The sequence below is a fragment of the Streptomyces sp. NPDC056486 genome, assembly GCF_042795295.1.
Lineage (GTDB): Bacteria > Actinomycetota > Actinomycetes > Streptomycetales > Streptomycetaceae > Streptomyces.
The window spans coordinates 1-22,650 of record NZ_JBHTSF010000113.1; the positions used below are offsets into that span (position 1 = coordinate 1).

Genomic DNA, 22,650 nt, shown 5'->3' on the forward strand with positions numbered 1-22,650 from the left:
GGCCGCAACGGCCGGGGGCGCCTTTCGTCTTCCCGACTCGTCTTCCCGACCCGTTTCCGCCCCGCGCGTGCCCGGAGTCCGACCGGCGGCAGCGGTCCAATGGAAGACGAGGGGAGAACGGAACGGGCTTGTGAGGGGTGTGACGCCGGTGGGATCCTTGCCGCCATGTCACCGCCTCCTCGCATGCCCGATCACGGATTGGTACTCGAGGAGGTGAGGAAGGTGCGGAGGGCAGGCGTCGTCAGACTGCGTGAGACGGACACGCCTGAGCTGATCCGTATCGCCGATGAACTGCCCGCAGCCGACGGCGAGTTGTCCTTCGGGGCCGTCGAGCGACTGTTGCGGGCCGCCGTCGCCGGAATCGGCGGTGGCAGTCTCCAGACCGCCGCCGAGTACACCCTCGGCCTCGCCCAGGGCACCCGCGACTGGCCGCCCGCCGACCGGCGCCGCAGGGCCGCCCAGGTGTACGGGGTCAGCGTCGAACGGTTCCGCAAGCACCACGAGTTGATGGTGCTCGGGCAGATCGCCGAGCAGGTCGTCGGCATCGCGGTCCGGGTGCCGGGTGAGAGCGGTGAGCAGACGGGCGGACTGCCCGCGGCCCACCGCGAGCTCCGCCTCTCGCTGCACGGGCGCGCTGTGACCGTCACCGTGCACGTCCACTCGGTGGACCTGCTGCGGGACGTGGACGTCATCGTCTCGCCGTCGAACACGTACTTCGCGCTGCCCGCCGCCTACAAGTCGTCGGTCTCGGCGACCCTGCGGAGGGCCGGAGCGCGCAAAGACCCCACGGGGGGACTCGTCGAGGACCATGTCCACGACGAGTTACGGGTAGGGGCCGCCCGGCACGGAGTACCGGGCCGGGCGGCCCAGCCGGGAACGGTCGTCGCCACTTCGTCGGGCGCCCTCGCGGGCCAGGGCGTCCGGCGGATCTACCACGTGGCGGTGGCCGTGCCCCGGCCCGAGACCAATGACTACGACGTGCAGCCCGCCGATGTGACCCGGGGTGTGGCCCGCGCCTTCGCGCTGCTCGCCGAGGAGTCCCGCACGAGCGATCCGCCCCTCACCTCCATCTGCCTGCCGCTGCTCGGCGCGGGCCGCGGCGGTCTCCCGCCGCTGGAGAGCTTCGGCGCGCTGTGGGCGGCAGTGGAGGCGGAACTCGCCCGCGGCGCGGCCTGGGACGTCCACTTCGTCGTCCGCCGCCATGCGCGCGCCGACCTCATCGAGAGACTGCTCGCCGGGCTCGCCGACCGGGGGATCCGCGAAGACCATGTCAGGGGGAACCCGTGAATCCGTACGCCGTGCTCGCGGCCGCCGCCGCGCTCTGGGACCGCATAGCCGACCACCTCGACCAGCCGCTCCGTGACCGTCTCGCGGCGCTCCTCGACGTCGTACGCGCCAGGGACGCCGACGAGCCGGCCCGCAGGGAAGCGGCCGACCGGGCGGCGGGGCTGCTGCGGGAGCGGCTGCCGGAGGAGTTCGGCGCCGGGGGAGAGGCGCGGCTCACCATGGACGCCGATCTCGAAGGGCTGGCCGTAGAGGACCTCGACTACCAGGGATTTCGCGTGGAGGACCTCGCCGTGCTCCTGATCGACGGCCACCGCATGGTCGGCCCCGTGCTCGGCCCGGTCCGCGAACGGCTGCTCGCCGCGCCCGCCCTGGACGCCGACACGGTGCTGCGGCACGGCGGCAATCCGTTCGCGCCCGAGCTGATCAGGCTGCCCGGCGCGGGCGGTCTGCCACGCCTGCCGCGCTTCCAGTTCTCCGAGGACGCGATGCCCTGGCTCGTCGTCCTCGAAATCAACGCCGTCCTGGCCGCCGACCGCGACCCCTGGGGCGCCGCCGACTGGTGGCTGTCCGCCAACGCCTGGCTCGGCACACCTCCCGCGCTGCTCCTGGGTTCCGGCCGTGACCGGCAACTCGCGGACACCGCACGGTTCTTGATGGAGGGTGAGTAGCCGTGCCCAACTACCGCCCGCCCGACACCATGACCGGCACCCCCGCCAAGGTCACCCTGGAGCGCGGCACGGTCGTGCACCGCGTGCACTCATCGCGCCGCGACCCCGCCGGATTCAACCCGCGCCCCTCGCACTGCCTGTACGGGGGCGGCCGCTTCGACGGCACGTCCTGCGATCCCTACGGCTACCTCTACGTGGGCCTCAGCCCGGCGGCGGCGGTGTGCGAAACCCTGCTGCGCTCCCTGCCGTTCGACCCGGCGGGCGGACCACGGCTGCTTCCGCGCGTGAGCGTCGAGGGGCGGCGCCTTTCCACGCTCCGGCTCGCCACCGACGTCACCGTGGTGTCGCTGATGAGCGCGCAGGACCTGGCCGCCGTCCACCAGGACAGCTGGCTCGTCCAGACCGAGGCGATCGACTACGCGTACACGCGCGACTGGGCGCACTGGATACGCGGCCACACCGACCCCTGGGCGCAGGGCTTCGTCTGGTCGTCGAAGCGCGAGCCGGGCGACCGTACGGTGCTGCTCTTCGGCGACCGGTGCCCGAAGGGAGCCGTCGAGGCCGTCGAGGGGGACGCGGTGGACTTCGGCACGACGGACGGCGAAGCATGGCTCAACTCCGTTCTCCAGCCGTACCATGCGCGCCTCGCGCCCACGCCCTGAGAGCCCTCTCCGCGCGCTCTCCACACGCCAGGGTCACCACACGTAAGGGTCACCGTGCTCGACGAGAACAGACAGCCGCGGCTGGAGGACGAGCGCGACGAGGTCCTCGACCACATCGCGCGGCTGCCGTCCGACGCGCAAGAGGCGCCGGCGCTGTGCGCGTACGCGGGCGAACTGAGCTACCGCATCCACCTGGCGGCCGAGAGTGAGCCGGACGGCGCGGACCTGGAGCTTGCGGCGGAAGCCTTCGCCCTGGCCTTCGCCGCGCCGGGCACGGACGACGAGTGGCACGCGTGGCGGATCCTGTACGCGCACGTGCGGGCTCTGCAGTACGACACCGCCCCCTCGCCCCAACTCCTCTCCGAATGCTGGGAGTTGCTGCTCTCCGGAACCGAGTCACTGTCCGCCGACGACCCCACGTACGACGTCCCACGCGCACTGGGCCGCCACCTGCTCGCCCTCTGCGCGAGGGAGCGGTACACGCGAACCCCGCAGGACGCGCCGGACGAGGAGCGGGCCGCCCTGCTCGACGAGGCCGTGCGCCGCTGCGCCGACGCCGACGAGATCCTGGAGGCGGGCAGCGAGGAGTCCGTCGACCTGTGGGAGGTGCAGGGCTTCCTGCGGCTCGAACGCTGCATGCTGGGCGGCGGTGTCGAGGACGCGGCAGCCTCCGTGGCGCACTACAAGGCGGTGCTCGAAGCCGCGCTGCCCGGCACCGACCTGCCGCTCGTCCGGCACAGCCTGGGCATCGCGCTGCTCGTGCACGGCAGGGCGACCGCCGACCGGGACGAACTGGAGGAGGCGCGCGAGGCGTTCGGCACGGCGGTCCGCGACGCGCGCCGGCGTACCGGGGAAGAGCCGTGGTGGGCCGGGGAGGCGGAGAGCCGGGGCCTCTTCGTCCGCTTCGTGATCTGGTCCACCTGGAAGGACCAGGCGCACGCGGCGGCGGGCGAGGTCGAGCTGACCGCGCTCCTCGCACGGCCCGGTGCCGAGGAACAGCTGTTGCCGCAGTTCCTCGACGGATTCGGGCGGCTGCTCTACGAGCGGGCGAGCGCCCGTGGCGACGCGGCGGGCTGCGACCGGGGCATCGCCCTGATGCGGCGCGCGGTCACCGAGTGGCGGCCCGAACGGGACGGCAAGGTCACGGCCACGGCGATGTTCCTCGGCTACTGCCAGCAGTCCCGCCACGCCGCCGACCCGGATCCGAGCCGCATCGCGGACGTCGCCGAGGCGGCCGCACTCGTCCTCGCGGACGAGGAGGCGCACGCCGAGGTACGGAAGGGGGCGCGGATCCTCGCCGCCTGGGCCCGGTTCTACGGTGAGGAGCCGGAGGACGGCACGACGTCGCCGCAGGACAACGGACTCACCACTCTGTACAGGGATCTACTCAACGACATCGACGAAGGCCGGACCTTCCTCGACTTCAGCGGAACCGACGAGGACTTCCCCGGGCTCTTCGCGGGCGCGGGCCCCGAACGCCTCGCGGCCGTGTTCGACGAGATGTACGCCGGGTGGCGCGAGGTGGAACCCGGCGCGGGCCGCGCGAAGGCCGCCGCCATGCTGCTCTCGCACCTGAGAATCCTGGATCCGCACGGCGACCACGTCAGCGCGGCGCAGAAGGACGAGCTGGTGGCGGCCGCGCTCGAACACGGCAAGGACGACCCGGCGTGGCAGCGCACCGCGCACATGGCGGCCGGTGCGGCCCGGATGGCGGACGAGATGGCGGGCGCCGGGAGCGGCATGGACACGGTCCTCGACCACTTCGCGCAGGCGCAGGCCGCGGGCGCCCGGGCAGGCGGCGGGTCCGAGGAACACGGGCTCGACTTCGCCAGGATCATGGCCACCAGCCACCGGGGGCAGACCGGCGGCGGCGCGGACGACGTCGAGGCGGCCCGCGCCCAGTGGCGTGAGTTGCGCGACCGTCCCGGTCTCTCCCCGCACAAGCGCCGGGTCATGGACGCGCAGCAGGCATCCTTCGACGCCCAGGCCGCGATCCGGCGCGGTGACATCGCCGCCGCCGACCGGAACATCGCCGTCGTCATGGAGGTGCACGCCGGGCTCGACCCCGAAGACCCCTCCCGCGCCGAACTGTGGACGCTCATCGAGCTCGACCGGATGGTCCGCGACGACTTCGCCGAGGGGATCGGCGAGCCACCGGCCCCGCCTCTGGTCGGCAGGCCCACCGCCGCGAAGCTGCGCAGGGATGCGGCCAAACTGCCGCGCGACCACCGGGCCTGGGTGCTCGGCGACAGCGGCATCGCCCGCTTCGTACGGGCGGGGAAGACCCAGGACCCCGCCGATCTCGCCGAGGCGATGGAGCTGGTCCAGGAGGCCCACGACCTGGTCGACGAGGGCAGCGACAGCAAGCTGCGGTACGCCAACTGCCTGGGCGCGGGCCACTGCGCGCTCGCCGCGATCCAGCGCGACCCGCGCGCCCGCGACCGCCATCTCACCCGGGGCGTCGAGATGCTGGAGTACGCCTACGGCGTGGTCGGCGGCCCCGAGCACCGCCTCTACGCCTCCACCGGGCTCGGTCTCGCGCGCGCCTACCGCACCCGTGACTCGCTGCACGCCGGTGACCGCGCGCACGCACGCCGCATCGGGCTCGACGCCCTGCGCGGTCACGCCTGGGCCGCGCTGCTCCAGTCCGGCACCGAGCACGCGACGCAGGCCGCGGAGAAGGCCACAGGGGCGGCGCTCGAAGTCGCCGCGTGGTGCCTGCGCGACAACGCCCCCGAAGAGGCGGTACGGGCGCTCGACGCCTGCCGGGGACTTGTCCTGCACGCGGCGACCACGTCGAGCACCGTGCCGGAGCGGCTCGTCGCGGTCGGCCGTGAGGATCTGGCGGCCCAGTGGCGCGAAGCGGGCGCCGCGACCGATCAGGCCCCGGACCCGCTCTCCGCCGCGCAGGCCCCCCTGTCCGTGCCCAGCGCCCTGCGCCGCCGCGTACTCCCCGCGCTCACCGGCGAGGAGGCGCCGCCCGGCGAAGGCACTCCGCAGGACCGGCTGCTCGACCCGCCCACGCCCGCCGAGATCGCCACCGCCCTTCGCACCCTGGGCAAGGACGCGCTGATCTACCTGGTGCCCGCGTCCGACGACGGGGGCGGCGCGGCGGTCGTCGTCACGAACGGCGGCGACGTGCACTCCGTACCGCTGCCCAAGCTGAGAGAGGACGCGGGCCCACTCGCCACGTACGTGCCCGCGGGCGACGGCGCCCGCGACATGGGCCCGGTGCCGGGCTACGCCCCTGCCGCCCCGCCCGCCGCGAGGCCCCACCGCGACCGGCTCGACCGCCTCTGCGGCTGGGCCTGGTACGCGGCGATGCGGCCGCTGTTCGACGCGTTCGCGGCGCCCCGGAAACCCGGCAGGGTGCCGCGCCTTGTGCTCGTCCCGATGGGCGCGCTCGGCCTGGTCCCCTGGCACGCGGCGTGGGACCAGGTGGGCGACGGGAGCCGCCGGTACGCGCTGCAGGACGCGGAGATCTCGTACGCGGCCTCCGCACGGCTGCTCTGCGACGTGGCCGCCAGAACCGCCGTCCCGCACACCGGGCGCGCACTGGTCGTCGGCAACCCCACGGGGGACCTGCGGTACGCGGGCGAGGAGGCCGACGCCGTGCAGCGGGTCTTCTACCCCTCGGGGCAGTTCCTCGGGGGCCGCTCCGGCGGGCGGTCGGACGGGGCGGGCACTCCGGCGGAGGTCGTGTCCTGGCTGCGGGCGGGCGATGAGGACAGCGGCGGGGTACTGCACCTGGCCTGCCACGCGTCGGTCACGGGGCGGGCCGCGGCGCGCGGCAGCGCGTATCTCTCCCTGCACGGGGGCGAGTTGTCGGCGGAGGAACTGACGGAGGCACTGAGCGGCGGGGGCCGCGGCCGCCTCGGCCTCGTGCTGCTCGCCGCCTGCCGGAGCCACGTGTCCGGACGTGGCCACAACGAGGCGTACACCCTCTCGACGGCGTTCCTCGTGGCGGGCGCGCGGTCGGTGATCGGCTCACTGTGGCCGGTGCCGGACGACGCGACATCGGTACTGATGTTCCTCACGCACCACTACCTGCGGGAGGAGGGCGAGACCCCGGCGAGGGCGCTGAGGCGGGCCCAGCTGTGGATCCTGGACCCGGACCGTGAACTCCCGCCGGGATTGCCGCCGTTGCTGGCGGAGAGGGCGCGGGGTGTCGATGCGGACGACTTGAGCGGGTGGGCGGGATTCACACACTTGGGGCAGTAACGGGAGTTCAGCCCGTCCGGCGTTTGAGGACATCTTGTAAGGGGGTCCAGGGGGCGAAGCCCCATGGTTTCGGGAAGGGGCGGGATTGGGGATGGCCCCGCAGGGCCCGCCCTACCCCGGCACAACAGTCCGCAACGGAATCGTCCGAGTAGCCCAGAGCCCAGGAGTGGACGCGCCCCCCACCCGCCCCAAGTCCCGGCTAAAACCCGGCTCTTGGGGCCCGGAGAACCGCAGAACACCATCACCGGAAACCAGCCCCCCGGAACGGGAAGAAGCCCCCGCGCCCCACGCGGGCAAATGGAACGGCACAGTATTCAGCTCCCCCTCCGCCACAACCAGCTTCAACCAGTCCCGCGCACTGGCCCCACCCACAGCCTCCCGCCCCACCGGCAACGAAAGCCGCACAGGCTGATCATCGAGCGCGTACCCCGTGTGCCCCGGAGCGATGAAGTGCCCCGGATAGAGCTCGGCGTCACTCCGGTAGCCGTCCGTGAGGTCGAGGAGCATGCACCACAGCGGCCGATCGGGAGAGCGGTTGTGCAGCCGGATGGAGACCCAAGGGCTCTCCGGCCCACCGGGCCCCGGCACATAGGGGCAGACGATCTCCCCGCCCCCGTCGGGCAGCAGCTCCGCCCCCGGCTCGTTCCGCGCATCCCACGGCTTGATCTCCACCCGCACGAGCCCGTCGAGGAGCGAGGGCCGAGAGGTGAGATCCCGGAGCTGATGCCAGCGCGTGAGGTGGACGAGGCAGTCCGCGACACGCCCCGCGTCCACCAGCGGCAGCGGCAGCGGCTCCACGAACGGCGACCCGTCCCTCCGCAGCACATGCGCCGCCGTACCCCGCACCTCGACCCGGAAGTGCAGATCCCCGGCCTCCATGGGCGATTCGACGACCCGGAGCAGCGGCGACACGGCCAGCGTCTCCCGCAGCGCCCGCCCGGCGTCGGCGCCTGCCACGGCAACCGTCGCAGGCGCCAGCGCGAGCGCCGAGAGCGCCACCGGATAGACCCGAGCGGCGACCGGCGCCCAGTCCACGGGGTCGACGAGCGTGCGGTGACCGTGCACGGCCCGCGCCCGGACGACCCCACCGTCGCCGGCGCTCGGCAGCACGGTGAACTCCGTACCCGCACCCTCTGCCCCCTCTCGCAGCCCGTGCCCGCTGCCGCAGTCCACCTCCCAGCCCTCGGTCCCGTACCGCAGCAGGTAGGGGCTCGGCGCGCGCGAGACCGAGCCGCCCAGGAACGGCAGGTCCGCGACGCCGCCGGGCTCCGCCGGATGCAGCACCGGCTGCTGTCCGCCTCCGGAACGCTGGAGGCGTGCGTCGGCGGCGGAGAGCAGCTCCCGGTACGTCGCTTCCCTGCCCGCATCGCGTACGGCACCGAGCAGCGCGTGGGTGAAGGCGCCCTGCCTGCGGCCCGCGAAGTACCCCTCGTAGGAACGCTGGTTGAGCCTGCTCGCGGCGAGCAGCACATGACGCGCGGCCCCCTCGGGAACCACGGCATCCCGCGCCCCCGCGCCCTCCGCCCCCGCGAAGTCCGATTCCGATTCCGAGCCCGAGCCTGAGTCCCAGTCCCAGTCCGCCCCCGGCGGCGCATAGCGCGCCGTCAGCTCCGAGTCCCGCGTCGCACCCCCGGCGTAGCAGCAGTCGAGCACGGCCGCGGTGTGCGCGCCCCGTGTGGCGACCGCGTCGAGCAGGGCGCCAAGACGCTTGTCGGGCAGCGGGCCGTCCACGCAGACGAGGGCCTGGTTGCGGCCCGTCGCCTCGACGAGGAGGTCCGCGCCCGTCGCGCGCGACTGTGTGCCGTGCCCGGAGAACCAGAACAGCGCCGTGTCCCCGGGCCCCGCCGCGCCCAGGTGCCGCTCGATCGCCTCGGTGACGGCGGCCGTCGTGGCATCGGCGTTCAACAGGACCCGTACGTCCGCCGTCTCGCCCGCGCGGTCGGCGAGCAGCCGCCCGGCCTCCCTCGTGTCGTTGACGCATCCGGTGAGCGGTGTCGCCATCTGCTGCGGATAGTCGTTGATGCCCACCAAGAGCGCATAGATCGTCCCCATGGCGGAGAGTCTGACAGTGCCCGCGGCCAGCCACAGTCCCGGTGCTGGTCGTGAACAGGTTGTCTTCAGGCCGCCGTTGGGTCGAGGGCGTGCCAATGTGCCTGTGAGGTCGCACTATTGACGTGGCGTCACTATTCTTCATTCTTCACGTACCACTCTGCCGGCCACGCGTCGGCTCACCACCCATGACTCTCGGGGGACACATGGGGCACATCGAGCGACCTCGGCGGATCGTGCAGACCGGTCAGCAGCTCACGCCCGGCCTGGGCAAGGATCAGCGCACCACTCGGGCTCCCGGCACCGCGGGCCCGAACCGCGAGCTGTACCGGGCACGGGCGCGGCCCCTCCTGGACGCCGTGACCCGCCTTGACGCGGGGCTCGACGAGGGGGCGCGGCGGCAGCTCGCCGAGTGGATCGGCGACGAGTACCGGACGGCGTACGGAGACGTGCCGCTCGGGCTCGTCGCCCGCTGCCACCTGGGCCCGCCCTACATCGACCACGTCCTCAACCTCTTCCACGTCATCCTGCGGCACTTCGCCCCGGCCGAACCGATGCCGGAGCCGTTCGCGCAGGCCAGGATGCTGGCCAGGTCCGACGGATACGCGTACATCGAGGTCTACGACGGCGGCCTGATCCTCCCCGTGCTCGCGGACGGAACCGTCGTACGCCCCTGAGCGCCGTCGTACGTCCCTGAGCTTCGTCGTGCGTCCCTGAGCGCGAGCACGACCGCACCACACACAGCCCCAACCACAGAACAGATCAGTGTGATCGGAGACCCGTATGTCCGAGGTGGACTACACGCTGCGTCGGCAGGTGCAGGAAGTCAGCAACCTCGTGGTCAGGCTCGGCGAGCAGGTGAGCTCGGTGTCCGGCCAGGTGGCGACCGTCGACCACCAGCAGCAGCAGACCCGCGGCGAACTCCAGCAACTGCGTGACGAGTTCCTCGCGTTCGTCAAACAGGCCGAGTTCACCGCCAACGTGCAGCGCGCCGAGACCCGGATCGGCGTCATCCAGGACCAGGTGGACCACGAGTTCGGCCACCACAAGACGGTGCGGCGCACCGCGGTCGGCATCCTCCAGGCCTTCGACGTGGGCCTGGTGTCCGAGGAAAACGTCCGCATGGTCAGCAACCAGCTGATGATCCAGACGCCCCGCTACTGGCTGGCGCCCGCACTGGTCGCGCTCGCCTCCTGGTCGGCCGACGACCGGCTGCTGTGCGAGCGCGGCGTGGAGGAGGCCTTCCGGCGCTCCCCGGACCGCACCTCGCTCTTCTTCGCGCTCGTGCTGCGACGCCAGGGCCGCAAGGAGTCCGCGGTGCGCTGGCTGCGGCACTACCTCCTCGCCCAGGACCCCGCGGCGCTCGGCAGGGAGTTCGCGGTCATCCTGGAGTCGATCGCTCAGGGCGCCTTCGGCCTCGTCGGCCGTGAGCTGCTCACCGACACCCTTGCGGGCTGGCGCGAGCACCTGGCCGACGACGCGCAGTCGCAGACGCGGCAGGTCACGCGGTGGCGCGACGAGATCGACTCGCTGCGCCAGCCGTCCGCCAAGGCCGATTTCCCGCTCCTCTCGGCGGTTTCCCCGCAGTGGCCCTACCTCGACTCGGCCTATAGCTCCGCGCGAGCACAGGAGGCCGTGCTCGACAAGTACCGGGGCATCATGGAGCGGGAGTTCGCTCCGTCGGACCGCCTCGAGGACGCCGTGGACGACATCCTCGACCGGCTCGTCTCCGAGTACGACAACGAAGAGCTGCCCCTGCGCCGCGATCTCGCCTTCAACCACGCGGTCGTCGGCCACGACGGCGACGTCATCGCGGCCCGCCAGGCCTCCGACGCGGACTCCGCGTCGTACGAGGAGACGCTCGACTATCTGACCGTGCAGACTACGGCGGCGCTGAACCCGACGGCGATCGGTACTTCGGCCGCCACCCAGCGCCTTGCCGTCGCCGCCTGCAACGAATGGTTCTTCCAGGCGCACACGGGCTTCACGCGCGACTACCGCGCGTCGGTCCCGCAGGACGTGGCGGCGCAGTTCGGCACGGCGCACACCGTCGGTGCGCAGACCTTCCACCTGCCGCCGTGGTCAGGATCGTTCACCCGGCCGCTCGCCGACCTGGAGAAGTCCCTCGCGGACCACTGGGACCAGCACATGGCTCCGTTCATCGCCTCGCTCGCGTACCCGATGGGCCGCAAGGTGGCGCCGCTGATCGCCGTGGTCGCGGGGATCCTGCTCCTCATCGGGGCGATCAACATCGGCTTCGCGCTCGTCGCCGCCGCGATCACCGGCGGCGTATGGGGGCTCTTCCTCTACAACGGCGCGCAGGCGGCCAAGCGCAACCAGGACAACGCGCGCCAGCTCCTGGAGCGCGCCAAGACGGACTCGCTCCATCAACTGCGCGGCGCATCAGCCGAGTTGACCGACTGGTACGAGAAGTACCGGGCCGCCGATCTGGTGGAGTCGGAGTGCCGCGAGCTGATCACGTCTCTTGCCACCGCGACCCAGGGCGGCTCGCCCTTCGAGGGCCGCACCGTCGCCAAGGAGAAGCAGCGATGAGCGTTCCCCCGCAGCCCCGGCAGTCCCCGGACGCCCAGAGCCAGAGCCAGAACCAGAAGCAGAGCCAGAAGCAGAGCCAGAACGGGAGCCAGAAGCCCCAGTCCCCGTGGGCCGCCACCGGCAAGACCCAGGGCGAGCGCGTCACCAACCGGCTCCGCCGGGTCGCCGAGGAGCTGCCTGACTGGGAGCCGCTGCCGCCCGGCGAGACCTTCGTACGGCGCCCCGGCAGCTCCGCGTGAGCGGACTGTGGGGCGACGGCGGCGCCTACCAGGCCTGGGTCGAGTTCCTGCGCCGCTGGGCCGAGTTCGATGACGTCGACCCGGCCGGGCTGCCCGCGATCACCGAGGAGCAGTACGACGGGGCGACGGTCCAGCGGCTCACGGGCCACCTCGGGAGCGCGCTCGACCGGCGGCTCACGTCCTGGGCCGGGAAGCTGACGCTCGCGATGGGGTCGGCGCAGGACGAGTTCTCCTTCGGCAGGGAGCTGGCCCAGGCGAGGGCCGGACTCCAGAGCGTCCGTGCCATGGCGGGCCACCCCGGACTCCCGCAGAAGCTGCGCACGGCCATGACCGAGCTGGTCGACCGGCAGATCCCGCAGCTTCAGGACCAGCTGGAACGGTTCATCGACGACGCGGTACGGCGGGGCGGGGACCCGCGCGGCCTGGAGGAACGCCGCCGCACCCTGCGCGACAACGCCCTCACCGGAGTCCTTGCCCAAGGCCCGCCGCCTCCCGCCACGGGCGCCCGCCCGGACCCCTGGGCGTACGACCCGGCAGCCACGCCCCGACGCCGAGTGATCCCCGACTGACGAGCGCGCACCCCGGAAGAGCACCGAAAGAGCCCCGAAAGAGCACCGAAAGAGCCACGGAAGCCCCCCGAAAGACCCGGCCCACCCCGCCCACTCCCGCGAAGGCCCGAATCCGTATGTCGAACTACGCCGAGAGCCTGCACCACCTCGACAGCTACATCTCCGCGCGCGTGCCGGTGATCGGCATGCGCACCATCGAGCAGCAGCGCGCCCTGAGCCTGCTGCGTGAGTCCGCCACCCAGCCGCGCCGCAGCAGCATGCCGTTCTGGATCTACACCAGGGCCACGGGCCTGCGTGATCTGCGGACCAACTCGCCGGTGATGGACGACCGTTCGCTCACGGGCGCCATGGAGTTCGCCGCCACCCAGTTCACCAGCAGGGCCAACGCCACGGTGGTGTTCGTCGACCCCGACGGCCTGGAGGCGGACACCCCGATCACCCGGCACGTGGCCGAGCTTGCCCGGCTCGCCGACAGCAACATGGGCAGCATCATCCTCATCACGGACACCCCCATCTGGAGCGGTCTGCAACGCCTCGGCATGAGCCTGCACCTCGATCTGCCGGACGCCGACGAGATGTACGGCATCCTCAGCAGCTTCCTCAGTGACCACAGGGGCCACATCCCCATCGAGTGGAGCGAGGAGGACGCGCGGCGCGCGGCCGAGTTCCTGCGGGGCGTCACCGAGGCCGAGTGCGTCAACCTGATGGCCACCATCGCGGCCAAGGGCTCGATCAAGGAGGCGGACGTCCTCGGGCTCGCCCAGGCCAAGGACCGGATCTTCAGCGATCTCACCGGCCTGGAGCGGGTGGCGCTGCGGGAGAGCGACTACTCGATCGGCGGCCTGGGCAGCCTGCGCGAATGGCTGCGCCGCAAGCACGAGCTGATGCACGCCGACCTGCGCGGCACCGAACTGCGGCCGCCGCGCGGGGTGCTCCTCGTCGGGGTGCCCGGCTGCGGCAAGTCGCTCTCCGCGAAGGCCATCGCCCACGAGTGGCGGCTCCCGCTCTACCGCCTCGACATGGGCAGCATCCACGGCAAGTACCTGGGCGAGTCGGAGGGCCGGTTCCGGGAGGCCCTGGCGATGGCCGACCGGGTGGCGCCCTGCATCCTGTGGATCGACGAGATCGAGAAGGGCCTCGCGGGCCGCGACGACGGCACGGGCGTACCGCAGCGCATCATCGGCCAGTTCCTCTTCTGGCTCCAGGAGTCCCAGTCGCGCGCCTTCGTCGTCGCCACCGCCAACGACGTACGCAGCCTGCCGCCCGAGCTCCTGCGCAAGGGCCGCTTCGACGAGCTGTTCTTCGTGGACCTGCCCGACGCCGAGGAGCGCAAGGAGATCATCTCCCTCTACCACCACCGCTACCTGAAGACCGCTCCCGAGAGCGAGCAGGTGGACCGGCTCGTCGACCTCTCCGAAGGCTTCGCGGGCTCCGACATCGAGTCGGCCCTGCACGACGTGGGCGCGGAGGCACTCCTGAACGGCGGCGCCGCCAACCTGAAGCCCTCGCTGCTCCTGGACACCTTCGCCAACACCGTGCCGATGAGCAGGGTCAACCCGGAGCAGATCGAGGAGATCAGGGCCTGGGGCCGGGAGCGTGCCGTCCCCGCGGGGCGCACGTCGGGCAGCACGGCTCCGGGCGCCGCGAAGCCGGCGCGGCGGATCGTGTTCATGGACGACTGACGGGCCGGACGTCAGGGGCCGCCGCCGGACGGCCCCTGAACCGACCTGACCTGCTCAACCGGTGCAGTACTGCTGCTCCTTGCCGATGGACCGGTACATGCAGTCCGCGTTCTCCAAGAGCTGCAGGACCGCGTCCCTGTTGCGGTTCGTCTCCCGCTCGATCACCTCGTCGGGCGGGTAGAAGCCGCCGCCGCCCGCGGACGACGGGTACATCTCGAAGGTGTAGCTGAAGATCTTCTGGTTGCCCCACAGCCAGTCGTCGATGGTGCCGTCCGTGATGTAGAGGTCACTGGACTGCTCGGGCGTGTAGCCGTTGCTCGCGGCCATCTTGGTGCCGACGGCCGCGTGGGCGTCGCGGTCGTCCTTGGTCAGGCCGGGGCCCGTGTCGTTGTACGTGTAGCCGTAGGGCCACAGGACGAGTTCGCTGTACGTGTGGAAGTCGATGCCGGCCTTGATCTGCTGCTTGCCTCCGACGACGCGGCTGCGGACGAAGTCGGCGACCACCTTCACCTCGGGGGCCGACTCGCCTGCCTTGCCCCGGTAGGTCTCCGAACCGGTGGAGCCCGATGAGCCGCCGCAGCAGCCCCACTTGTAGTTCCAGTTACGGTTGAGGTCGGTGCCGATGTTCGACGAACCGCTGTTGGGCTGCCGGTTCTTGCGCCAGCTGCGGTAGGAGCCGGTCGCGATGTCGTACTCGCCGCCGTCCGGGTTCATGTCCGGCACGATCCAGATCTCGCGCGAGTCGACCATCTTCTTGATGCGCGCGTCCGTGCCGTAGTCGTCGCCGAGTTCGCGCAGCAGGTACAGCGCCATCTCGACGGTCAGGTGCTCGCGGGCGTGCTGGTGGTGGGTGAAGAGGACCTCGGGCTCGGCCTCGTCGGTGGAGACGTTGTCGCTGATCTTGATGGCGACGATGTCACGGCCCGAGTAGGACTTGCCGATGACCTTCTTGCTCATCAGGGTCGGATGGGCCGCGATGCGCTGGTCGATCTCCGCGTTCATCTCGGCGTAGTTGTGGTACTTCGCGTCGGCGGGCGGGAAGTCCTTGGCTTCCACCGGCAGCCCGTTCGTACGCTTCGGAGGTCCGGCCAGGGCCTTGAGCTCGTAGCCCGCGTCCCGTAGCCCGGCCGCCTCGCGGCCGTCGGCGGAGACGACCACCGTGCGGGCGTCGACCTCGTCGATGGCGATTCCGGTGCGGGCGAGCGCGGTGCGCGCGGCCTTGTCGTCGCTGAGGGGGATCTCGTACTGGCGCGTTTCGTTGTCGGCCGCGGTCGCGGCCTCGGTCGTGCTGCGTGAGGCGGTCCGGTCGGCGGAGTCGGGTGAGGCGTTGGCGGTGATGGGCGCCGCCACGGCGACGGCGAGAAGGGCTGCGAGGGCGGCGGATCTTCTGCCGCGTATGCGAAGTCGCATGAAGTCTCCTGAGGGGTGGGGGGGTGGTTCAGTGCGACGCGTGCGGTGCGGGTTGCGCGGTGCGGGGTTGCGCGGTGCGGGTGTGCGGGTGTGCGGGTTTTGTGCGTACCGGTTGGGCGGTGCGGGTTGCGCGGGCCCATCGTGGAGGCCTGGCATGCTCCGGTCAACGCTGTCTTCGGCCAACCCCTTGTGCCGCGCGCCGCCATGCGGTTTCTTGATCGGCATGGCTGAAACGACAGGCAGCGACGCTGCCACGGGAGACGCGGCACCCCGGCTCCGCAAGGCGAGCTGGAAGTACATCGGCCCCGGCATCGTCGTCGCCGCGACGGGTGTCGGCGCGGGCGACCTGGTCGCGACGCTCATCGCGGGCAGCAAATTCGGCTACACGCTCCTGTGGGCCGCGATCATCGGCTGCCTGGTGAAGATCTCGCTGGCCGAGGCGACGGGCCGATGGCACCTCGCCACAGGGCGCACCCTCTTCGAGGGCTGGCGCAGCCTCGGACAGTGGACCACCTGGTACTTCGCGATCTACGTCGTCATCTGGGGCTTCGTCTACGGCGCCACGGCCATGTCGTCCAGTGCCCTGCCGCTGGTCGCGCTCTTCCCGGAAGGGCCGAGCCTGAAGTTCTGGGCGATCCTCTGCGGCCTGCTCGGGCTCGCCTTCGTCTGGTTCAACCGGTACGCCGTCTTCGAAAAGGTCATGACGGTCGTCATCGGCATGAAGTTCCTGATCGTCGTGTACGTCGCCATCCGCGTCGCCCCCGACCTCGGCAACGCCGTCAAGGGCCTGGTGCCCGCCCTGCCGGACGGATCGCTGCTCTACACGCTCGGCCTGATCGGCGGCGTCGGCGGCACCATCACCATGGCCGCGTACGGGTACTGGGTGAACTCCAAGGGCTGGACCGACATCAGCTGGCTCAAGGTCATGCGGCTCGACAACCGCGTCGCCTACATCACCACCGGCATCTTCGTCGTCGCGATGATGATCATCGGTGCCGAGCTCCTGCACTCCACGAACATCGCTCTCACCTCGGGCGACAGGGGCCTCATCGACCTCGGCAACGTCCTTGAGGACAAGTTCGGCGCGGTCACCGCGAACCTCTTCCTGATCGGGTTCTTCGCCACGTCCTTCGGGGCCCTGATGGGCGTGTGGCACGGCGTGAGCCTGATGTTCGCGGACTTCGTGGAGCGGCTGCGGCGCGAGCGGGACGCTTCGGGAGCCGCGAAGGCCGTCGAGGAAGATCAGGGTGCTGCCGACGAGATGGTCAAGGAGGTCGCGGCAGGCAAGCGGGAGAAGTCGGTCCCCTTCCGGGCGTACCTGCTGTGGCTCACCTTCCCGCCGATGGGCCTGCTCTTCCTGGACCAGCCGTTCGGCCTGGTCGTCGCCTACGGCGTGCTCGGCGCGTTCTTCATGCCGTTCCTCGCGCTCACGCTGCTCTGGCTGCTCAACACCTCGCGTACGCCCAAGGAATGGCGCAACGGCCTGCTGAGCAACGTGATGCTCGCGGCGGCCGGACTGCTCTTCCTCGTCCTGTGCGTGCAGCAGGTGCGCGACCTGCCCTGGTAGGGGACGAGTCGGGCTGATGGAACAGCAGCGCCGCCGGGGGAGCGGCGGCGCTGCGGTCTGTCCGGGAAGTGGGGGCTTCCGGGTTACGACAGGCCGTGGACGTGCGGGCCCACCGCCTTGGACCAGGAGCTGCCGTCGGCGGCGTCCCAGTTCGTCGACCAGGTCATCGCGCCCCGGATGTCGGGGTACGTCTTGGACGGCTTGAAGGAACCGCAGCTGGTGCCCTTCGCCAGGCAGTCGAGGGCCTGGTTCACGACGGACGGCGAGACGTAGCCGCCGCCCGCGGCCTTGGCCGAGGCCGGCACACCTATGCCGACCTGCGACGGGGAAAGACCGCCCTCAAGCTGGATGCAGGCGAGCGCGGTCAGGAAGTCGACCGAGCCCTGGCTGTAGACCTTGCCGTCACAGCCCAGCATCGAACCGCTGTTGTAGTACTGCATGTTGACGACCGTGAGGATGTCCTTCACCGCGAGCGCCGTCTTGAAGTACTCGCCTGACGTCGACTGCATGTCGATCGTCTGCGGCGCCATGGTCAGGACGAACCCGGAACCGGCCTTCCCGGCGAGGGACTTCAGCGCCTGCGACATGTACGTCGAGTGGAGCCCGTTCTCCAGATCGATGTCGACGCCGTCGAAGCCGTACTCCTGCATGAGTTTGTACGCCGAGTCGGCGAAGGCGGTCGCGGACGCCGAGTCGCTGACCGACACCGCGCCCTTCTCGCCGCCGACCGAGAGGATCACGGACTTCCCGGCCGCCTTCTTGGCCTTGATGTCGGCCTTGAACTGGTCGACGGTGTATCCGCCGAGCCCGGCCGAGTCGAGGTTGAAGGCCAGCTCGCCCGGGGTGCTTGTCGCGTCCGCGAACGAGACCGCGATGATGTCGTATTCGTCCTGTACGTCGCTCAGCTTCTGCACCGTGGCGCCGTTGTTGAAGTTCTGCCAGTAGCCGGTCACCGCATGCTTGGGCACTGCGCGGGTGTCGGCGTCGGCGTTGTCCGCGCCGCCGGTCAGCAGGCCGGTGAGTGCCAGGGCGAGTGCCGTTGCCAGACCGATGACAGAACCTGCCTTCCTGCGTGTACTGCCGCTGCTGCTGCCGCTACTGCCGCGTGCGTGGTCCACTTCTGCCTCCGGTGGGGGGAGTTGGGGCATTCGGAGAGCTCTCACTTGCTCGTGCAACCTCGTACGGCTGCTCGTACAACCTCGTACGACCTGGTCCAGTGGTCGTACAAGCTGGTCCAGACCAATTGAGTTGTCAAGACCTCTGGCACCACTTGGACCCCGGCAGTCCGGCCAACCTCGATGTGAACAGTGGGAAGTTGGGTGTTGAGGTGGCGCTGACCTGGATATGGTGCTGAGGCAGAAGTGCACGAACCCCGGGGGGTGTACGCATGCCGACCGCCATAGCCGTCACAGGCCCTGACCTGGTGCTGCCGTCGCCCGACCGGCACACCCCGTCCGCGGCCGTCCTCCAGAGCGCCGTCCAGTCGTCACGGACGTACTCCCTGGACCAGGCGCTGACCGAGATGCACACGCTCATCGAGCACCACGGCTATGTGATCATCCTGTGCCCCGCGTCGGCGCCGCCCGCCGTCGTGCAGCGCATGCACGCGATCCGCTCCGTCCTGGAGAGCGACCGCATCGCGATCCTCCGCCCCGACCTGCCGCCGCTCGGCCTCGCGGTCCTCGCGCTCCAGCTCCGCCAGCTGTCGATCTGCGACTTCAGCCCCGGCGTGCTCGCGTCGGCGGCCCGGCTCCTCTCCCACTACATCTACGCGGGCGCCCTGCTCGGCTCCGTGGCCAAGCTGGACCGGGTCCCGGTCACCCTCCAGTCGCACGCCAAGTCTTGGGTGCCGGGCGCCCAGTTCGCGGTCCTCGCGACGCCGCGCCCCCAGCTGATCAAGGTGACGGGTGACGCGACGCTCCCCGGCCCCGGATTCGGCACGAAGATGCTGTACGCCACCGGGCAACTGGCGTCGGACTGGGTCACAGGGACGCTCGCTCCGGCGTGGCGTACGCAGGGGGTATCGGAGGCGCGCCTTCCCGTGGAGTCCGCGCGCTGGTGGGCGACGGGCAAGCTCGTCGAGTTCGCCGCGGCGATCCCCGACATCTCCCTGCTCTACCAACTGGTGTCGTCCGTCCGGCGGGACGACTGCCACTGGTGCGGCCTCGAACTCATCGGCGACCGCTGCGGCTTCTGCGCCGCGCCACTGCCGCCGCCTCCTGAACGCGGGGCGCCTGCTTCTGCCTCTGCTTCCGCTTCCGCTGTACGGGCGCTGCCGCGAGGCGGGACGTAAGGCCGGGCCCAGTTGGGTACGAACCCGAACTCGAACCTGAACTCGAACCCGAACTGAACGCGCACCACACCGATCACTGTCCGTAGCCATCCGCACCGATCGAGGTAGTCCGCTCCATGAACTCACGCCAGCGCCGCGGCGTCATCCTGCTGGTCCTGTCGGTCCTGGCCGCGTTCGGCGCGTTCGCGGGCGTCCTGTCGGTGATCCGGGACGTGAACTCGAAGGTGGGGCCCGAGGTGGCCGCGTACAAGCTCAAGGGGGACATCGCCCCCTATAAGGAGCTCAGCGCGGACCAGTTCGAGAAGGTCGAGATGCCGGAGCGCTGGCTCTCGGACAACGCGGTCACCGACCTCCGCCAGGTGCGCGGCAAGATCGCGGTGACGGAGCTGCGAAAGGGTTCGCTGCTCCAGACGGACATGATCGTCAACCGTCCCGAACTCGAACCCGGGCAGCAGGAGATCGCCATCATGATCGACGCGGCCACGGGTGTGGCGGGGAAGATCACGCCGGGGGCGACGGTGAACATCTACGCCACCTTCAAGGGCGAGACCGACAACGCCAAGGACCAGTCGAAGGTCATCGTCGAGTCGGCGAAGGTGATCGACGTGGGCAAGCTGACGGCGCTCGACCCTGACCAGGACGACCGCAGCAGCCGCCGTACGGCGACGGAGGCCGTGCCGATCACGTTCGCCCTCGACACGGCGGACGCGCAGCGCGTCGCGTACGCGGAGTCGTTCGCCACGCATGTGCGCCTCGCCCTGGTCGGTCAGGGCGAGGAGAGTGCCATCCCGCGGGGTGACCGGACTTACACACTCGACGAGGACAAGTAGGGGGCCCCGCGGATGAGGCGACGCACGTCTGAACCGCCGCTGCGCGGCGGAGTTCTCCCTCGGGCGGCTGTGAGCAGGCACCCAGGGCCACCGCTGCGCGGCGGATTTCTCCCACCCACCCACCCGATTACCCGGCATCGCGGGGTGGGCGGGCCAAGACCGCCGCTGTGCGGCGGATTTCTCCCACCCGCCCACCCGATTACCCGGCATCGCGGGGTGGGCGGGCCAAGGCCACCGCTGTGCGGCGGATTTCTCCCACCCGCCCACCCGATTACCCGGCATCGCGGGGTGCTCGGGTGGGCGGGCGGGAAGAGCCTGTTCGCCCAGGAGGCAATGCGGGGCAATCGGGCGGGTGGGCGGGAGAGCCTGTTCGCCCGGGAAATGATGCGGGGCAATCGGGCGGGTGGGCGGGAGAGCCTGTTCGCCCGGGAAATGATGCGGGGTAACCGGGCGGGTGGCTGGGAGAGCCTGTTCGCCCAGGAACCGACGCGGGGTGCTCGGGCGGGTGGGCGGGAAAGCCCCATTAGTCAGCGCCGACTGCCGAGCGCGCACGAACGGGCCACCCACCCCGGCACCGATGCCCCCGGGAGCGTCGCATGACAACCCGCATCCTCCCCGCCGTAGGGGACATGGACGCAGCCCGAGCACTCTCGACGCTGACCGGACAACTGCCGAACGCAGAGCCCGCGCTCCCGGTGGCGGACTCGACGGCGCTGCTCGACACCTTGGCCCGCCTCGGCGCAGAGTCCATCGACGAGCTCCCCGAAGTCGTCCTCATCCACGAACGCATCGGCCCCGTCCCCGCCCTCGACCTGATCCGCGACCTCGTCCTGCGCTTCCCGGCGGTCGGCGTCGTCCTGATCACCGCCGACACGAGCCCGGGCCTCCTGACGGCCGCGATGGACTCCGGCGCACGCGGCATCGTCGGCTTCCCGCTCGCCTACGACGCGCTCGCCGAGCGGGTGCACGCGGCGGCAGCCTGGTCGGCGGGGATGCGCAGACACCTGGGCAGCGCGGGCATGGAGATCTATGCCGGTTCCGGGGACACCCCCGGCGGCGGGCACGTCGTCGCGGTGAGCGGGTCCAAGGGAGGCGTCGGCACAACCCTGGCCACCGTCCAGCTAGCCCTCGCGGCCCGCGCCTCCGGCCGCAGCGTCGCCCTCCTCGACCTGGACCTGCAGTCCGGGGACGTCTCCTCCTACCTGGACGTACAGTTCCGCCGCTCCATCGCCGACCTCGCGACGATCACGGACATCACACCCCGCGTCCTCCAGGACGCCGTCTACACCCACGAGACCGGCATCGGCCTCCTCCTCGCCCCCGGCGAGGGCGAACGGGGCGAGGAGATCACCGACCGGGTGGCCCGCCAGACGCTCAGCGCCCTGCGCAGCCGCTACGAAGTCGTACTCGTCGACTGCGGTACGTACGTCACCGGGGCGAGCGCGGCCGCCATCGAACTCGCCGACCAGGCGATCCTCCTCGTCACCCCGGACGTCGTCTCCGTACGCGCCGCCAAGCGCATGGTGCGCCTGTGGGACCGTCTCCAGATCCGCAAGGCGGAGGAGACGCTCACGGTCGTCAACCGCCACGGCAAGGGCGCGGACATCCAGCCATCGCTGGTGGAACGGGTGACGGGGACGAGGGTGGCCCGTACGGCCATCCCCGCCAACTTCAAGGAGCTGCAGGGCGCGGTCGACGCGGGCCGCATGCAGGACCTGGACAGCAGGTCCTCCGTGAAACAGGCGCTGTGGGCGCTGGCGGGCGAGCTCGGCCTGGTGGCCCCGGAGGCGTCCGGCGCGAGCAAGCGGGGCGCGCTGAATCTCCGGAAGCGGGCCGGAGGCGACCGAGGCGCCGTCACCCTCGAATTCGCCGGGATGTTCCCGCTCCTGCTCGCGGTGATGGGCCTCCTTTGGCAGTGCGCGCTGTACGGCTACACGTTCTCCCTCGCGGGAAACGCGGCGGACGAGGCGGCGCGGGCGGCGACAGCGGCGTACGCGGTGGGCGAGGGCGGAGCGGCGGCGTGCACGGCCGCAGCGAAGGAGCATCTGCCGTCGGCGTGGCAGGGCGCGACGGTGGCCTGCACGGACGACGGGTCGGTGTGGAAGGCCCACGTGGACGCGGAGGTGCCGCTGTTCTTCCCCGGGATCGACACGGGATGGAAGGTGAGCGGGGAGGCGGGCGCGGCGAAGGAGGGGGATGAGGACGGGTGAGAAAGCAACGAGCTCAGCCCTCCCGACGCCCTCACGCCCGTCGTGCATCCATGGACGACCGAGGCGTATCCATGCTCGAATTCGCCGGCTTCCTGCCCGTCCTTCTCCTCATAGGCCTGGCCACCATCCAGCTGGGCCTCGTCGGCTACGCCGTGAACCAGGCCGGATCCGGCGCCCGCGCGGCAGCGAGAGTCGCCTCCCAGGGCGAGGGCGGCGAAGCCGCGGGCATGGCGGCGATGGACGGCAGCCTCGACGCCCAGGTCGCCCTCAGCGGGGGCGGCACCACGACAACGGCGGAGGTCACCGTCCAAGTCCCCACCCTGCTCCCCTTCGTCGACGCCGGCTGGTCCGTCACGAAGTCGGCCACCATGCCCAACGACGAGAACGAAGACGGGAGCTGAGAGAGAAAG

Annotated in this window: 17 protein-coding genes; 14 read left to right on the plus strand and 3 right to left on the minus strand. The window is 71.1% G+C overall.

The window, feature by feature from the left end; all coding sequences use genetic code 11:
- Positions 1-165: 165 nt before the first annotated feature.
- From ACFQ7F_RS32735 to ACFQ7F_RS32750, 4 genes are read left to right on the plus strand one after another with little or no spacing between them, the layout of a single operon-like run.
- Positions 166-1,287, plus strand: coding sequence for a hypothetical protein (locus ACFQ7F_RS32735; protein ID WP_383278371.1), 1,122 nt, complete (start codon positions 166-168; stop codon positions 1,285-1,287).
- Positions 1,284-1,955, plus strand: coding sequence for a hypothetical protein (locus ACFQ7F_RS32740; RefSeq protein ID WP_383278374.1), 672 nt, complete (start codon positions 1,284-1,286; stop codon positions 1,953-1,955). Before ACFQ7F_RS32735 ends, ACFQ7F_RS32740 begins: the two co-directional genes overlap by 4 nt.
- Before the next feature lie 2 nt (positions 1,956-1,957).
- The gene (locus tag ACFQ7F_RS32745; RefSeq protein ID WP_383278377.1) at positions 1,958-2,617 is read left to right on the plus strand and encodes an RES family NAD+ phosphorylase; all 660 of its coding nucleotides are present in this window, start codon (positions 1,958-1,960) and stop codon (positions 2,615-2,617) included.
- Positions 2,618-2,671: 54 nt separating this feature from the next.
- Entirely contained in the window at positions 2,672-6,838 is a 4,167-nt protein-coding gene (locus ACFQ7F_RS32750) for a CHAT domain-containing protein (protein ID WP_383278380.1), read from the plus strand.
- 111 nt (positions 6,839-6,949) lie between these two features.
- Here ACFQ7F_RS32750 and ACFQ7F_RS32755 read toward each other — a convergent pair whose 3' ends face one another.
- Entirely contained in the window at positions 6,950-8,890 is a 1,941-nt protein-coding gene (locus ACFQ7F_RS32755) for a caspase domain-containing protein (RefSeq protein WP_383278383.1), read from the minus strand.
- A gap of 185 nt (positions 8,891-9,075) precedes the next feature.
- Here ACFQ7F_RS32755 and ACFQ7F_RS32760 point away from each other — a divergent pair, with 185 nt between their 5' ends.
- The 5 genes from ACFQ7F_RS32760 (at position 9,076) to ACFQ7F_RS32780 (ending at position 13,930) form a co-directional block, all read left to right on the plus strand.
- Positions 9,076-9,564, plus strand: coding sequence for a hypothetical protein (locus tag ACFQ7F_RS32760; protein ID WP_383278386.1), 489 nt, complete (start codon positions 9,076-9,078; stop codon positions 9,562-9,564).
- 106 nt (positions 9,565-9,670) lie between these two features.
- Positions 9,671-11,440 carry a hypothetical protein gene (locus ACFQ7F_RS32765; protein ID WP_383278389.1) on the plus strand — a complete coding sequence of 590 codons (1,770 nt, stop codon included), beginning with the start codon at positions 9,671-9,673 and terminating at the stop codon, positions 11,438-11,440.
- Positions 11,437-11,679, plus strand: coding sequence for a hypothetical protein (locus ACFQ7F_RS32770; RefSeq protein ID WP_383278392.1), 243 nt, complete (start codon positions 11,437-11,439; stop codon positions 11,677-11,679). Before ACFQ7F_RS32765 ends, ACFQ7F_RS32770 begins: the two co-directional genes overlap by 4 nt.
- On the plus strand, positions 11,676-12,248 hold the full coding sequence (locus ACFQ7F_RS32775; protein WP_383278394.1) for a hypothetical protein: 573 nt from the start codon (positions 11,676-11,678) through the stop codon (positions 12,246-12,248). The genes ACFQ7F_RS32770 and ACFQ7F_RS32775 overlap by 4 nt, the downstream gene beginning before the upstream one ends.
- A gap of 116 nt (positions 12,249-12,364) precedes the next feature.
- Complete coding sequence (locus ACFQ7F_RS32780; RefSeq protein ID WP_383278397.1) at positions 12,365-13,930, plus strand: AAA family ATPase; 1,566 nt, start codon at positions 12,365-12,367, stop codon at positions 13,928-13,930.
- Between the two features lie 54 nt (positions 13,931-13,984).
- On the opposite strand, the gene ACFQ7F_RS32785 is transcribed toward ACFQ7F_RS32780, so the two are convergent.
- Positions 13,985-15,340 carry a M14 family metallopeptidase gene (locus ACFQ7F_RS32785; RefSeq protein WP_383278400.1) on the minus strand — a complete coding sequence of 452 codons (1,356 nt, stop codon included), beginning with the start codon at positions 15,338-15,340 and terminating at the stop codon, positions 13,985-13,987.
- Positions 15,341-15,563: 223 nt separating this feature from the next.
- Between ACFQ7F_RS32785 and ACFQ7F_RS32790 the strand changes: the two genes are divergently transcribed.
- Positions 15,564-16,907 carry an Nramp family divalent metal transporter gene (locus tag ACFQ7F_RS32790; RefSeq protein ID WP_383278403.1) on the plus strand — a complete coding sequence of 448 codons (1,344 nt, stop codon included), beginning with the start codon at positions 15,564-15,566 and terminating at the stop codon, positions 16,905-16,907.
- Between the two features lie 83 nt (positions 16,908-16,990).
- Here ACFQ7F_RS32790 and ACFQ7F_RS32795 read toward each other — a convergent pair whose 3' ends face one another.
- Positions 16,991-17,959, minus strand: a complete 969-nt coding sequence (locus tag ACFQ7F_RS32795) for a chitinase (protein WP_383278433.1) — start codon at positions 17,957-17,959, stop codon at positions 16,991-16,993.
- 335 nt (positions 17,960-18,294) lie between these two features.
- On the opposite strand from ACFQ7F_RS32795, the gene ACFQ7F_RS32800 reads away from it, so the two are divergent.
- The 4 genes from ACFQ7F_RS32800 (at position 18,295) to ACFQ7F_RS32815 (ending at position 22,641) form a co-directional block, all read left to right on the plus strand.
- Positions 18,295-19,200: a hypothetical protein gene (locus ACFQ7F_RS32800; protein WP_383278406.1), complete on the plus strand. Its 906-nt coding sequence runs from the start codon at positions 18,295-18,297 to the stop codon at positions 19,198-19,200.
- A 116-nt stretch (positions 19,201-19,316) separates the two neighbouring features.
- A complete protein-coding gene (gene cpaB, locus ACFQ7F_RS32805) occupies positions 19,317-20,030 on the plus strand; it encodes a Flp pilus assembly protein CpaB (RefSeq protein WP_383278409.1) in 714 nt (237 codons plus the stop codon).
- 596 nt (positions 20,031-20,626) lie between these two features.
- Entirely contained in the window at positions 20,627-22,240 is a 1,614-nt protein-coding gene (locus ACFQ7F_RS32810) for a CpaE family protein (RefSeq protein WP_383278412.1), read from the plus strand.
- Positions 22,241-22,290: 50 nt separating this feature from the next.
- Positions 22,291-22,641, plus strand: coding sequence for a TadE/TadG family type IV pilus assembly protein (locus tag ACFQ7F_RS32815; RefSeq protein ID WP_383278415.1), 351 nt, complete (start codon positions 22,291-22,293; stop codon positions 22,639-22,641).
- The last annotated feature ends 9 nt before the right edge of the window (positions 22,642-22,650 follow it).